General features: G+C 66.2%; 14 protein-coding genes. 5 read left to right on the top strand and 9 right to left on the bottom strand.

Annotation, left to right across the window (positions count from 1 at the left end; translation table 11 throughout):
* The first annotated feature begins 138 nt into the window (after positions 1–138).
* Together ACWJI3_RS03525 and ACWJI3_RS03520 are read left to right on the top strand one after the other, a co-directional pair.
* A complete protein-coding gene (locus ACWJI3_RS03525) occupies positions 139–438 on the top strand; it encodes a galactose oxidase (protein ID WP_255100932.1) in 300 nt (99 codons plus the stop codon).
* The gene (locus ACWJI3_RS03520; protein WP_255100933.1) at positions 435–947 is read left to right on the top strand and encodes an SLOG cluster 4 domain-containing protein; all 513 of its coding nucleotides are present in this window, start codon (positions 435–437) and stop codon (positions 945–947) included. The genes ACWJI3_RS03525 and ACWJI3_RS03520 overlap by 4 nt, the downstream gene beginning before the upstream one ends.
* 171 nt (positions 948–1,118) lie before the next feature.
* Here ACWJI3_RS03520 and ACWJI3_RS03515 read toward each other — a convergent pair whose 3' ends face one another.
* The 5 genes from ACWJI3_RS03515 to ACWJI3_RS03495 form a co-directional block, all read right to left on the bottom strand.
* A complete protein-coding gene (locus ACWJI3_RS03515; protein ID WP_255100934.1) occupies positions 1,119–2,207 on the bottom strand; it encodes a DMT family transporter in 1,089 nt (362 codons plus the stop codon).
* 29 nt (positions 2,208–2,236) lie between these two features.
* A complete protein-coding gene (locus ACWJI3_RS03510) occupies positions 2,237–2,662 on the bottom strand; it encodes a class I SAM-dependent methyltransferase (protein ID WP_480202994.1) in 426 nt (141 codons plus the stop codon).
* A 12-nt stretch (positions 2,663–2,674) separates the two neighbouring features.
* Entirely contained in the window at positions 2,675–2,866 is a 192-nt protein-coding gene (locus ACWJI3_RS03505) for a hypothetical protein (RefSeq protein ID WP_480202903.1), read from the bottom strand.
* Between the two features lie 29 nt (positions 2,867–2,895).
* Positions 2,896–4,206 carry an Nramp family divalent metal transporter gene (locus ACWJI3_RS03500; protein WP_480202902.1) on the bottom strand — a complete coding sequence of 437 codons (1,311 nt, stop codon included), beginning with the start codon at positions 4,204–4,206 and terminating at the stop codon, positions 2,896–2,898.
* 89 nt (positions 4,207–4,295) lie between these two features.
* Complete coding sequence (locus ACWJI3_RS03495) at positions 4,296–5,138, bottom strand: vitamin K epoxide reductase family protein (protein ID WP_261352745.1); 843 nt, start codon at positions 5,136–5,138, stop codon at positions 4,296–4,298.
* A 199-nt stretch (positions 5,139–5,337) separates the two neighbouring features.
* On the opposite strand from ACWJI3_RS03495, the gene cadR reads away from it, so the two are divergent.
* Complete coding sequence (gene cadR, locus ACWJI3_RS03490) at positions 5,338–5,754, top strand: Cd(II)/Pb(II)-responsive transcriptional regulator (protein ID WP_480202901.1); 417 nt, start codon at positions 5,338–5,340, stop codon at positions 5,752–5,754.
* A 16-nt stretch (positions 5,755–5,770) separates the two neighbouring features.
* On the opposite strand, the gene ACWJI3_RS03485 is transcribed toward cadR, so the two are convergent.
* The 4 genes from ACWJI3_RS03485 to ACWJI3_RS03470 all read right to left on the bottom strand — a co-directional run bounded on the left by ACWJI3_RS03485 (position 5,771) and on the right by ACWJI3_RS03470 (position 10,429).
* Positions 5,771–7,873, bottom strand: coding sequence for a heavy metal translocating P-type ATPase (locus ACWJI3_RS03485; protein ID WP_480202900.1), 2,103 nt, complete (start codon positions 7,871–7,873; stop codon positions 5,771–5,773).
* A gap of 199 nt (positions 7,874–8,072) precedes the next feature.
* Entirely contained in the window at positions 8,073–8,483 is a 411-nt protein-coding gene (locus ACWJI3_RS03480) for a hypothetical protein (protein WP_480202899.1), read from the bottom strand.
* 73 nt (positions 8,484–8,556) lie between these two features.
* Positions 8,557–10,044 (bottom strand): multicopper oxidase family protein, encoded by a 1,488-nt coding sequence (locus ACWJI3_RS03475; protein WP_480202898.1) that lies wholly within the window; start codon positions 10,042–10,044, stop codon positions 8,557–8,559.
* A gap of 10 nt (positions 10,045–10,054) precedes the next feature.
* Positions 10,055–10,429, bottom strand: coding sequence for a DUF411 domain-containing protein (locus ACWJI3_RS03470; RefSeq protein ID WP_094510554.1), 375 nt, complete (start codon positions 10,427–10,429; stop codon positions 10,055–10,057).
* Between the two features lie 283 nt (positions 10,430–10,712).
* Between ACWJI3_RS03470 and ACWJI3_RS03465 the strand changes: the two genes are divergently transcribed.
* On the top strand, positions 10,713–11,450 hold the full coding sequence (locus ACWJI3_RS03465) for a DUF305 domain-containing protein (protein WP_094510553.1): 738 nt from the start codon (positions 10,713–10,715) through the stop codon (positions 11,448–11,450).
* A gap of 284 nt (positions 11,451–11,734) precedes the next feature.
* Positions 11,735–13,705 (top strand): copper-translocating P-type ATPase, encoded by a 1,971-nt coding sequence (locus ACWJI3_RS03460; RefSeq protein ID WP_480202897.1) that lies wholly within the window; start codon positions 11,735–11,737, stop codon positions 13,703–13,705.
* Positions 13,706–13,724: the final 19 nt, after the last annotated feature.

Below are 13,724 nucleotides of genomic sequence, written 5' to 3'. Positions count from 1 at the left end.
GGGTGCTGGTCTGGGCGCCGGATCCATCAGCCCGCTTACAGCGTCGTTGTCACCTGGGGATCCAGCTGAGGTCGCGCCCGAGCTGGCCAGAACTAGATGACCTCTGCTAGTACAGGTGTTCTCTGTGATGGTGTCGCCGTGGCTGCTTCCCCACCCCGCTCCCGCGGCACCCGGAGGGCGCCCAGCTCAGCGGCAGACGATGGCGGCTACGAGCATTGGCCCTACCTCGATGGGGTGGTGCTGGTGGCCAGCCGCAGCGGCAAGGTCTGCATGACATGCCACTGGTTTCGCCACCATGCCGGCGTGAACTGCATCCCCCTGCTCACCTGCCAGCTGCACCAGGGCCTGCTGACCCAAGGGGAGCACCTCACCCGCCGCTGCCAGGGTTGGACCGAGGACATGACGCGCCAGCGCGGCTGGTGCCCGGAGGTGGCATGAGCAACCGACGAACAGTTGTGGGTGTGATGGGTGCAGGAGAGGGCGCCTCGGCTGAGGCTGTGGCCCTGGCCGAGGAGCTGGGGGAGTGCATCAGCACCAGAGGATGGGTGCTGCTCACCGGTGGCCGACCTGCGGGGGTGATGGCGGCGGCCAGCCGCGGCGCAGTGCGGGTGGAGGGGCACCTGGTGGTGGGGGTGCTGCCCGATGAAGGGAAGGGTGACGACAGGCAAAGCACGGCGGAGTTGGATCTGGCCCTGTTCACCGGCATGGGCAAGGCCCGCAACGTGATCAACGTGCTCAGCGCCAATGTGGTGGTGATCTGCGGGCGCGGAGGCCCCGGCACAGCATCAGAAGCCGCCCATGCGCTTAATGCGGGTAGGCCGCTGATCCTGCTGGCGGTGCCGCCGCTGTGGCGTGAGTTCTTCTGCTCGCTCAGCAAGGGGGTAGAGAGCGCGAGTGATGTGCAGGAGTGCTGCCGGTTGATCGAGGCCCGACTCACAGAGGCATGAGTCGTCCATCACCTCGTGTCTCCCTGACCCCAATGGAGGGCTGGCTGATCCATGGCCGCCAGTTGCTGCGCTTTTGCCCGAACCGCTTGGAGCGCACTGACCAGCGGCTGGGGATCACCAGCGGGGAGCTGGCCATTGATCCGGATCTGAGGAGTAGGCAGAGCGGACGACTCAGTGCTGATGGCGGTGGTGCACGTCGCTGACGTGGGGGTGCTCGTGGGCCAGCGGGTCATGGCGGTGGCGATGGCTGTGCCAGAAGGGCTGGCCAGGCTCGAGGTCCGCGAGATCCTCCGAACGGTGGGAATGAAGGTGGTGCGCATCGCCGTCTACAGGGGCGTGGAAGTGACGGTGCTGGTGATCGAGTTCGGCATGGCGGTGCCAGTGGCCATGGCTGGATCGCAGCAGCAAGCCTGTGCTGAGCGCCATGGCGGCCGCCGCCAGCAGCAGCGATGGACTGAGCGGTGAACCCAGCAGACCCACCGCCACCAGAGCGCCAAGGAAGGGAGCGGTGGAGAAGACCACGGCTTCCCTGGCGGCGCCAAGGGAGGCCAGCGCCACCATGTCGAGCCAGATCGACACGCCATAGCCGAGGCTGCCGATGCCGAGCAGGGCGGCACTCATCCAGACGAACGGGACCGGGTGCCCCTGCAGCTGGGCCACGGCCAGCATCGGCAGGGCAGCCCCGAGGGCCTTGGCGGCGGAGATCTGCAGGGGGTTGCGCAGGCTGAGGCGCTGGGAGAGGTTGTTGTCGATGCCCCAGCACAGGCAGGCCAGGGCGATCCACAGCACGCCCTTCCATTGGCTGCCGCCTAGCGGACCCGCCGAGAGCACCAGGGCTCCGGTGAGCGTCAGGGCGGCCGCCGCCCAGCCGTCACGACCGAGGTGCTCCTTACCCACCCCCACGGCAATCAGCACCGTGAACACCGCCTCCAGGTTGAGCAGCAGCGCCGAGGCCCCCGGGGTGAGCAGCGCCAGGCCCTTGACCAGGGCGATCGGTCCGGCGATGCCGCCCAACAGGGTGATCAGCCCTAACAGGGGGAAATCCTGCCGCTGGATCGGAGCGTGGCGGCTGGTCGGGGCCTCGGCCACTGCCAGGGGCAACAGCACCAATGCCGCACCGGCGTACAGCAGACCCGCCACGAGCACGGGGGACGGCCCGTGGCTCAAGCTGCCGATCAGCGGAGCGCTGGAGCCGAACAGGGCGGCAGCAATCAGGCCCGCCAACCAGCCGCGGTGCTGTTCTCGCGTCTGGGAGGTCATCAGGATCACCACAGCAACCGGACAGGCTCCTATGCAAACGATGGGGAAGTCCGTTGGAACCGACAGGACAGAAAGTGTTGCTCCGCGCCGCCTGGTGTGCGATGGCGCAACCACCCATGATCGAGCAAACGGAATGCTGTCCCCAAAGTTTCCTGGAGCCTCTCAGGGCTGTAACGCACCACAGGCAAGCCACTGCAAGTGGTGGGGCCGTCTTCGGCAAAGGTTGCCAGGAGCAGAGTGCCACCAGGCTTGATCGCCTGCAGCACGGCCCGGACATAGGCCTGCTGATCGGCGGGGCTGGTGAGGAAATGAAACACCGCCCGGTCATGCCAGACGTCATAAGCATCGTCGGGCAGGGTGGTCGTGAGGATGTCGGCCTCCAGCCACTGCACCGCAGCGGCGCGTGCGCCAAGCCGCTCTCTGGTCACGGCCAGTGCCGCGCTGGAAAGGTCCAGAACCGTGATCCGTTAATAGCCAAGGTTCAGGAGGTCATCCACAAGCGTGGAGGCACCCCCGCCCACATCGATGATCGCCGCATCCAGTGGTAGGCCGGCAGCCTGAAGCAGCCGGAGTGAGGCATCGGCATGGGCTTGGTACCAACTCAACGACTCAGTGGCCTTAGTGGCGTAGATCGTCTCCCAGTGGTTTTTGCTCGTCATGGGCCGACGCAGAAGCTGCTGTCAACAGTTCAGCCGCCCCGCAGCACCGCGTTGAGCAAGGAGAGGTTGATCATCACAATCACACTGGCGCATAGCCAGCCCGCGGCCTGCAGAGCGAGCGGTGCTCTGAGCTCGCCCATCAGACCGCGCCGCCCGCAGAACCACACCAGCGGGATCACCGCGAAGGGCAACTGCAGCGACAGCACCACCTGGCTGAGCACCAGCAGATTCGTGGTGGCCCGCTCGCCGAACAGGATCACCGTGGCCATCGCCGGGATCAGGGCCAGGCCTCGGGTGAGCAGCCGCCGTTTCCAGTCCGGCAGCCGGATCTGCAGGAACCCCTCCATCACGATCTGGCCAGCCATGGTGGCGGTGAGGGTGGAGCTCTGGCCCGCCGCCAGCAGGGCCACGCCGAACAGCACGCTGGCGAGCGAGGTGCCCAGCATCGGCGTCAGCAGCCGGTAGGCCTCGCTGAGGTCCGTCACCGGCTGCGGCAGTCGTCCGTAGAAACTTCCGGCGGCCAGCACTAGGATCGAGACATTGATCAGAAAGGCCAGGCTGAGGGCGATCAGCGTGTCCCAGGTGCTGAAAGCCAGGGCCCTGCGCTGAGCCCTCACCCCGCCTATCCACCGCCGGGTTTGCACCAGCGAGGAGTGCAGATAGAGGTTGTGTGGCATCACCGTGGCCCCGAGAATCCCGGCCGCCAGAAACAGCTGCTGCCCGTCCCTGAGGCTGGCGGCCTGGGGAAGGAAGCCCTGGCCCACCTGGCCCCAGTCCGGCTGCAGCAAGAACATCTCCACCGCGAAGCAACCGCCCACCAGGGCCACCAGCGCGATCACCAGGGCCTCCAGCCGGCGGATCCCGAAGCGCTGCAGCGCAAGCAGCAACAGGGTGTCGGCGGCCGTGAGGCCCACCCCCCAGGGCAAGGGAAGACCGAAAAGCAGCTGCAGGGCAATGGCGCTGCCCACCAGCTCGGCCAGGTCACAGGCAATGATCGCCACCTCGGCCAACAGCCACAGGGGAATCCGGCAGAACCTGGGCAGCAGCCGGCTGCAGGCCTGGGCTAGATCCAGCCCCGTCGCGATGCCCAGGCGGCAGCAGAGCGACTGGAGCACCATCGCCATCAGGCTGGAGAGCCCGATCACCCAGAGCAGGCGATAGCCGAACTGGGATCCGGCCGCCAGATCTGTGGCCCAGTTGCCTGGATCCATGTAGCCCACGGCTACCAGGTAGCCGGGGCCGAGCACCCGCAGAAAGGTACGCAGCATGCCCAGGCCGGCAGGCACCTCCACGGCTTGCGTGTCGATGCGGGCGGCGGTGCCGAGCGGTGCATCAGGCATGAAGCGATGCCAGCGGAGCTGGAGGTTAGGGCGAGGGTGGCGTTGGTCCCTTATCGGGGAATGGCTGGCCTGGCAGGGTGATTGCCTGCTCAGAAGTCGCGAGGACCCGTGTAGCCACTGAGATCGGCGAGGGTGTTCAGCGGCTTGACGCCCGAATCCATAACGCCCTTGATCTGCCAGCTGGGATAGCCCTGAACCCCCTGCTGCTTGCACAGCTGCGCCTGGCTGTTGGCGCCGTCTTCGGCGCATTCGATCACCTGGAGCTTGGCGGCGGCCTCCTTGCCGAAGGCCTCCTTCTGGTCATGGCAGTGGGGGCACCAGTACGCCGTGAACACCCGGGCGCCGACGCTGCTCAGATGCTCCGCCAGGGCAATCTTGGCCGGCGAACTGGCGCTGATGACAGCTGGAGCCGCCCGTCCGCTTTGGGCGACAGGCTGGTCCGCCGATGCTGCCCAGCCCAGCCCCAGCAGACCAACAAGAAGGACTGTCATCACTCCGCGAAAGATCAGTTGGCTGCGGTCGATCCAGCCACCTCCAACAAGACTCAACAGGAACAGCGCGAGGCTGAGGGCGGCTGAGACCACACAGAAGGTGCAGAAGGCCTTGATCTCGAAGACCAGGAGCCCCATCAGCACCAAACTGAAGACGGCCATGCCGCAGCTGACGAGGAACAGAGCCCACCAGTTGCCCTCCGAGGCAGGGGCCCGCCGACCCCCTCGCAGCAACGGCATCAGGGCCAGCAGGAGCACCGTGCCGTAGGCCAGGAACCCAAAGAGAGAAAGTGGCTGGCCCAGCAGCGTGCCCCAGGCGCTGCCGAGTACCTTGTCGCAGCCATCGCTACCGCCCGGACAGGACAGGCTGCCGATCCAACCCCACCGCTTGGCGGTGATCGAGCCGGTGTCGATCATGCCGATCGTGGCGAGCACGGCCATGGTGAGGCGCCCCCAGGGCCGGCCTGGCTCCTGGGCGGCCCGACGACTGGACAGGAGCTTGGATGGTGTGGCGCTGCTCACAAGGGGGGGAAGGGTGGAGATGCTGCCATTGAAAAGCCTGAAGTGGCTTCAGGGTCAAGGACCTAGCGTTGCGCCTGGGGCTTGTCCGCCCGACTTGCCAACCCAAGGGGATGAATCCATGCAGATCGGCGAGTTGGCACGGTCCACCGGGGTCAAGATCGAAACCATCCGCTATTACGAACGCGAGCAGTTGTTACCGGTGCCGCAGCGCACGGATGGCAACTATCGCCTCTATTCGCCGCGGCATGTGGAGCAGTTGCGTTTCATCCGCTACTGCCGCAGCCTGGACATGAGCCTGGAGGAGGTCCGCATCCTGATCGGGGTGCTCGACACACCGTCCGGAAGCTGTCTGACGGTGAATGCCCTGCTGGACGAGAAGATCGCCGAGGTCGATGCCCGCGTGAATGAGTTGCACAAACTCCAGGATCAGCTACGGCAGCTCAGAGGGCTTTGTCAGCAACCGGATGAGGTGAAGACCTGCGGCATCCTCATGGAATTGAACCGTTCGGCACGAATCGACAAGGCTCAGATCTGATCATTTCCGACCAGGCTCAGCCCTTGATATTGCCAAGCGTGGGAGTGCGGAGCAGCCGCAGGCCATTGGCGATCACGATCAAGCTTGTGCCCATGTCCGCGAAGACCGCCATCCACATCGTGGCATTTCCGGCCACGGTGAGCACCAGAAACAGGGCCTTGATTCCCAGTGCCAGCGCGATGTTCTGGCGCAGGATGGTGAAGGTGCGGCGAGAGAGGGCGATCGTTTCCGGTACGCGCATCAGATCGTCGTTCATGATCACCACATCGGCGGCTTCGATGGCGATGTGGGTGCCTGCGGCCCCCATCGCAAAACCGATGTCCGCCTGGGCCAGGGCCGGGGCATCGTTGATGCCATCGCCAGCCATGGCCGCGAATCCATAGCGGGCCTGCAGATCGGCCACCGCCTCGAGCTTCTCCTGCGGCAGCAGGTTGCTCTTCACCTCATCGATGCCGGCCAGGGCCGCAATCGCACTGGCGGTAGCTGCGTTGTCACCCGTGAGCATCACCGGGGTGACTCCCAGGGCTCGCAGGGCTTCCATGGCCGCCGCCGAGCTGGGCCGAACGGTATCGGCGACGGCGATCAGGGCGAGCACGCCGCTGTCATCCGCGAGCAGGCTGAGGGAGCGGCCCTGCCGCTCATGGACCTGCATCGACGCCTCCAGTGTGCTGGAGCAGAGCCCCAGTTCCTCGATCCAGCGGTGGTTGGCCAGCATCAGCGGCCTCCCCGCGATCACGCCGCGCACCCCGCGCCCAGGCAGGGCCTCAAAGGCCTCCACGGCCAGCCGCTCGCCATCAAGGCCTGTGGCCACCGCCCGCGAGACCGGATGGTCGGAGCGCTCTGCCAAGCTGCTGGCCCACTGTTTGAGCGCGTCAGCGTCTGCTCCTTCTTGCTGTGGTGAGAACGCCACCAGCTTGGGCTTGCCCAGGGTGATCGTGCCGGTCTTGTCGAGGGCCAGCGCCTTGATCTTGCGGGCCTCTTCGATGTAGAGGCCGCCTTTGATGATGATGCCGCGGCGGGCGGCGGTGGCCAGGCCACTCACCACCGTGACCGGTGTGGCGATCACCAGCGCACAGGGACAGGCGATCACCAGCAGCACCAGGGCCTTGTAGATCGCCTGCATGGGGGTGAATCCCAGCAAGGGCGGCGCCAGCAGGGCAACGGCCAGGGCCACCACAAACACCGCCGGGGTGTAGCGGGCCGCGAAGCGATCCACGAAGCGCTGGATCGGGGCACGGGAGGCCTGGGCTTCCTCCACGGCCTGGATGATGCGCGCCAGGGTGCTCAGCGAGGCAGGTGCCGTCACCTGGATCTCCAGGGCGCCGCCCTGGTTGATCGTGCCCGCGAACACTTCATCACCAGGGCCTTTGTCAACCGGCAGGCTTTCGCCGGTGATCGGGGCCTGGTTGATCGCACTCTCGCCGCTGAGCACCGTGCCATCAAGCGGCAGCCGTTCACCTGGGCGGACACGCACTACATCTCCGATGGCCACAGCACTGGCGACCACGCGTTGCCAGCGGCCATCGCTCTGGCGGATCTCCGCCTCATCGGGGGCCAGGGCCATCAGGCTGGTGATCGCCTGACGGGCCCGCTCCACGGCCCGCGCTTCGATCGCCTCTGCCACGGCATAGAGCGCCATCACCATGGCGGCCTCCGGGAAGCGGCCGATCAGGAAGGCGCCCGTGACCGCCACGCTCATCAGCGCATTGATGTTGAGCCGGCCCTGGCGCAGGGCGGCCAGGCCCTTGCGAAACACGGAGAAGCCCGCCAGGGCGATCGCGGTGATGGCGATCCCGATCTCCACCAGCTCATCGCCCGGGTAGGCGGGAACGACCAGATGCAGCAGCTCCGCCGTGAGCGCCAGTGCCAGGGAGCCCGCCAGGCGGAGCCGTTCAAGGCGCCGTTCGGCGCGGGTCTGGGCGGCAGAAGGCCGGTGATCGGAGCTGATCGGCTCCGGGTTGAATCCCATCCGGCGGATGGCAGCAAGGGCGGAGTTGAGCGCGGCCGTTTCGGCATCGATCGCCAGAACGCGATCGGCCAGCACGAACCTCAGGCCGCGGATGCCGTCGAGCCCTGCGAGGGCATGGCGGATCTCGGTTTCTTCGGTGGCGCAATCCATCGCGCTGATCCGATACAGCACTTCTCTGGCGCTTGCCGGCTCCAGCTGCGACGCCGTGGTGCCTCCAGCCTTCTGCCCGCTGGTTCCGCTGCTGCAGCAATGTTCCGCCATGGTCCTGTCATCAAGCACCCCAGCAAACAGCCTGTAGTCACTTCAGGGTCAAGGGTCTGGGCGGCACCGGGTGCCCGCAGGCTGTTGATCAACGCAGATAGGGACACTCCCGATCCCGCAATTCCTGAGCAAGCCCATCGGCTTGCCGGGCCAGTTTGGCTCCTGCCGCCGTGTAGAACCTGAATTGCTGGCGGTTGACGTAGAGAACCCGCCGGCTGCGCAGCAGCTGTTCTTCCGCCTTGTGGCGGCACTCGATCAGGGCCTGGTAGTCGATGGTCAGCTCGTTGCGGTCGTTGGCATTGGCCCCATCGGCCTGCTGGCTGAGGACCGGGCAGATCCGTTCGCGGGTGGTGCGAACCAGGGCGATTTCGGCCTTCATGGCCTGCTCGGCCAGGGCATCGCGTTGCTCCAACAGGTTCCGGCACGCCTCCATATCCGCGGCCAGCGCCGGAGCGGCCAGCCAGCAGCAGGACAGCAACAGGGTCAGGACGTGGCGCATTCACGGATCAATTCGAGTCTTGTGTCTTTGGCGGCTATGGGCGTGATCATCTTGAGCTGAGTCAGACCATCCACTAGTCGATCTGCAGTACCCCCATCAGCCCCAGATCCTCGTGGTCGAGGTTGTGGCAGTGGTAGACGGTGCGCCCCGTGAAATCTTTGAACGTGACGCGGATCCGCACCTCCTCGCCCGCCTTTACCAGCACCGTGTCCTTCCAGCGGCGCTGGGCTTCGGGGCGGCCATCACGGCTGATCACCTGGAAGGGATTGATGTGCAAATGGAAGGGGTGATCCATCACGTCGTCATTGACGATCAACCAGTCTTCCGTGCTCCCGAGGGCAACACGGGTGTCGATGCGATCGGGATCGAAGGGCTGGCCATTGATCACGAAGCCCATGTCACCCCCACCCATTCCCCTGCCGCCCATGCCCCCCATGCCGTGTTGCATACCGCCCATTCCCATCCCCATGGCATGGGCCAGGGAGAAGCGGCGCGTGCGCTCCGGCTGCGGCAGGGCCGCCACGGGAATCAGGGTTTTTGGGAGTGGCAGCGGCGCCACTGATCCGGCGTAGTTGAGGGTGGCCAGGGTTTGAGGAGCGTCCGCCACCTGGCCCATCCCCATGTGGCCACTGCGCTGGTAGGGCAGGTTGAGCAGCCGGTAGCTGCCTGGAGTCTGGTTGCCCTGCACCAGCACATCGGCCCGCTCGCCAGGGGCCAGCAGCAGTTCGTCGAGGGCCTTAGGGGTCGCGATGGCGCCGCCATCGGTGGCGATCAGCACCATCCGGTGCCCTTCCAGGGCGAGGCGGTAGATGCGGGCATTGGAAGCATTGAGCAAACGGAGCCGCAGCAGACCGCCGCTGGGGATCGCCAGGCCGGGATTGAGCTCCCCGTTCACCGTCAGCAGTGGACCTTCCCGGCCGAGCATGCGCTCCATCCCCATCCCCATGCCGGCCTCAGCCGTACCGTCGGCGCTGGCGAAGTCCTTGAGCACCAGCACGCTTTCGCTGGCGGCCGCCACCTCTGGAATCCGATCCAGATCGCCGCGCACCACCAGGGCGCCCCCGAGACCACCGAACACCTGATCGGCCGAGTGGCCGTGGTGATGGGGGTGCACGTAGAAGAGGCCGGCCGGGTGGTCTTTGGCGAGCGTGAGCTCATAGGAAAAGGAGCCACCGGGCGGCACGGTCAGGAAGACGTTGTCGCCTGATCCGGTAGGCGGGATGTGCAGCCCGTGGAAATGCAGGTTGGTGGGCTCCTGGAGGTCGTTGCGCAGCAGGAGCCGCACCTGATCGCCGGCATTCACCTCCAGCAGCGGGCCGGGCGAGCGGCCGTTGTAGGTGAGCAACGTGGCGGGGCCACCGGGAAGCCTCCCCGGCGTGGCGCTGGCCACCAGCTCCAGATTGGCCACGCCGCCAACGGAGCCCAGCCGCGCCGCACCGGCGGGCTGCGCACGGGCGGCGGAGTGCTGCACCCGATCCCAGAGAAGTGGGCCGACCACGGCCGTGCCGAGGCCGGCGAGCCCAAGTCCGAGCACCTGGCGTCGCCGAAGGGGAGTGGTCATGGTTGGGTCCTCATTTGCCGTGCTGGGAGAAACTGCTGATGGCTCCGGTCCGCGTGAAGGCCATCACCGTGAACGCCTCCTTGCCGTAGGCCGATTCCATGCCTGGGGAGCCCAGGGGCATCCCCGGAAGGGCGAGACCCGCCACAGGTGGGCGTTTCTGCAGCAGCCGTTTCACATCGGCGGCAGGAACGTGACCCTCAAGGGCAAATCCAGCCACTTCGGCGGTGTGGCACGAGGCCAGGCGGGCGGGGACCCCCAGGCGTCGCTTGACGACGCCGACATCGGCCACCACGACATCGCGCACTGCGAAGCCATTGGCGCGCATGTGCTGCACCCAGCCCTTGCAGCACCCGCAGCTCGCGGATCGGTAGGAGGTGACCGGCATCAGGGCTGGAGCACTGGCGCGTGCCGGGAGCGACCCTCCCGCTGAGACAACGGCAGCAACAGCGCCGACCCCCAGCAGCAGCCCAAAGAACCGCGAATGACCGCGGAAAGATGTCGAGTCCATGGTCTGCGATGCGGGAATGTCTCAACCGTAGTGCCTCCACTCAGGTGGAGAGTCAAGCCCGTGATGACCGGCATCGACCGGCGCAGATTTGCTGCGCCCTTGGCCCTTGACTCTCCTGTCAAGGGGAGACCATACCGTTGGGAGGTCTCACCTTGCCGACATGTACCCATTCCGCTTCACCGCCACCCTGATCGGTCTGGCCTCTGCCCTCTCCGTTGCGGCTCCTGCCCTGGCCCAGATGCCCGGTGGCATGAATCACGAAGGGCACCAGGGCATGCCAGGGATGATGAACATGCCTGGGATGTCTGCTCCGGCCGGATCCGCCCCGGCCCATGCCGGCCACGCCCACGACGTGGGCCCGGCCGGTGCCACCTACGACCTGCGCTTCATTGACGGGATGGTGCAGCACCACACCGGCGCGCTGCGAATGAGCGAATTTGTGTTCGGCATCGGTTCCCCTGGTGTCGGTGCTCTGGGCAATACGATCTGGCGCGATCAGGCCAACGAAATCCGGGCGATGGGCCTGTGGCGCAAGGCCTGGTACCCCCAGGCACCCGTCTACCCGGTGGCACTGGCGAGCGGCGGTGATCCGAACAGCCTCTCCGGCCTCACGCGCATGAGCCAGGCCCAGATCGATGGCATGCGGATGATGGGCGAGCTCCCCACCAAGGAGAACAGGGTGGTGTGGTTCCTCGAGGGCATGCTTGAGCACCACGCCGGGGCACTGATGATGGCCCACGACGCCCTGGCCAAGAGCACAAACACCACAATCCGGCGCTTTGCTCGCGGCGTGATCGTGGCCCAGCGCGCCGAGATCATCGAACTGCGCAGGATGCTGGCGGTGGAGGGATTGCGCAAGCCGGAGTACTTCAAGTACGACGCGCTGTTCCGTCTTTGAGCGAAAACCTGTTTAAACCACCTTTAGCAAGCCCCATGGATCAGGAGCAGGAAGGATGAACGCTTCGACGAGCTGCAAGGAACACGACCATCACCACATGCCCCCCGGTAGCCACGGCCCGCCGCCCACCGGCGGCGGCAAAGGCATGGCCAAGGATCCGATCTGCGGCATGGTGGTTCCCAGGGCCACAGCCCTTCAGCACCCAGCGCGGCGGCCGCGACTACTACTTCTGCAGCCAGAGTTGCCTGCAGACCTTCCAGAATCCCGACCGCGAATTGCGCGTGATGCGCCGTCGCGTGGGCTTCGTGATCGGCGGGGTGCTGGCGCTGGCGCTGTTCCGGGCCGGGGCCTTCATCCTACTGGCCGCTGGGGTGAGTCTGGTGTCCTGGGCTCCTGTGTCCTTCCTGCCCTGGATGAGCTGGGGGAAGTGGCTGTTCTTGCTCGCCACCCCGGTGCAGTTCATCGGTGGTTGGTCGTTCTATACCGGCGCCTGGGCTGCTCTCAAACGCCGCGCCCTCAACATGGACGTGCTGATCGCCCTTGGCACCTCCGTCGCCTACTTCTACAGCGTGGTGGTGGTCTTTGCGCCCACCTGGCTGCCGGTTGGCGTCAGTGAACGGGACGTCTACTTCGAAGTCTCGGCGGTGGTGATTGCCTTCGTGCTGATGGGCAAATACATGGAGGAGATCATCAAGAAACGCTCCTCAGCCGCCGTGCGCAAGTTGCTCGATCTTCAGCCCGCCACGGCCACGGTGATCCGCGAAGGGGTGGAGATGACCGTGCCCGCCGATGCCATCGACACAGGCGAGACGGTGCTGGTGCGGCCGGGCGAGAAGATCCCCGCCGATGGTGTGGTGCTGGATGGCAGCTCCTCGGTGGACGAATCCTTGCTCACCGGTGAATCCCTGCCGGTGGCCAAACAGGCCGGCGCCGAACTGATCGGTGGCACGGTGAATGGATCAGGGCTGCTCCGTTTTCAGGCCAGCCGGGTGGGATCCGACACCTCGCTGGCCCAGATCGTGCGCATCGTGGAAGAGGCCCAGGCCAGCACCGCCAGCGTGCAACGCCTGGCCGATCAGGTCACCGGCTGGTTCGTGCCGGCCGTGGTGTTGATCGCCTTCGCGGCCTTCGCCCTCTGGACCCTGGCGGGCCAGTTCAGCAGTGGTCTGCTGGCCTTCATTGCCGTGCTGGTGATCTCCTGCCCCTGTGCCCTGGGCATCGCCACCCCCGCGGCCCTGATGGTGGGGGTGGGCAAGGGCGCTGAGCAGGGCATCCTGATCCGCAGCGGCGAGGTGCTGGAGCGGGCCGAGAAGCTAACCACCGTGGTCTTCGATAAGACCGGTACGCTCACCTTGGGCAAGCCGATGCTCACCGATCTGGAGCCCCTGGCAAGCCATTCAGAGCCGGAGGTGCTTCAGCTCGCAGGTTCCCTGGAGCATGGCTCCGAACACCCATTGGCGGCGGCGATTGCCGAGGCCGTTGCAGAGCGCCATCTGGAGCTGTTGCCGTTGGAGCAGTTTGCGGCCCAGGTGGGTGAGGGCATCACCGCCATAGAGGGCGGGGACGTCGTCTGGTTCGGCAACCGTTCCCTGGCGAGCCGCTTCCTGCCCCGGCTTCCCGAACCTGTAGAGGGCCAGCTCGCTGGGCTCGAGGCCCAGGGGAAAACGGCCATGCTGCTGGGGCGCGCCGATCAGATCCTTGGGGTGATCGCCGTGGCCGATACGGTCAGACCCGAGGCCGAGCAGGTCGTGGCCCTGCTGCTGCGCCGTGGCGTGCGGGTGATCATGCTCAGCGGCGACAACCGCACCACCGCAGAAGCGATTGCCGCCCAGGTGGGGATCACCGAGGTGATCGCAGAGGTGCGGCCTGCTGATAAGGCCGGAACGATCAAGTCCCTGCAGTTGGATGGGCAGAACGTGGCCATGGTGGGCGATGGCGTCAATGACGCCCCAGCCCTGGCCACCGCCAACATCGGCATCGCCATCGGCTCCGGTTCGGATGTGGCCAAGGAAGCCGGTGACATCATCTTGATGGGCAACGACGTGCGGCTGGTCGTGACCGCCATCGGCCTGTCGCGGGCCACCATGCGCAAGATCCGCCAGAACCTCTTCTGGGCCTTCATCTACAACGGGATCGGCATCCCGATTGCTGCCCTCGGATGGCTGAACCCGATGATCGCCGGTGCGGCAATGGCCCTGAGTTCGCTGTCGGTGATCGTCAACTCGTCGTTGTTGCGTCGCTACCGAGCGGCTTGATCAGGACGTAGCGCCTGCC

Source organism: Marcopretia estuarina LEGE 06307 (assembly GCF_056633115.1).
The sequence above is the reverse complement of the archived record's forward strand: the minus strand, read 5'-3'. Positions and strand labels throughout refer to the sequence as shown.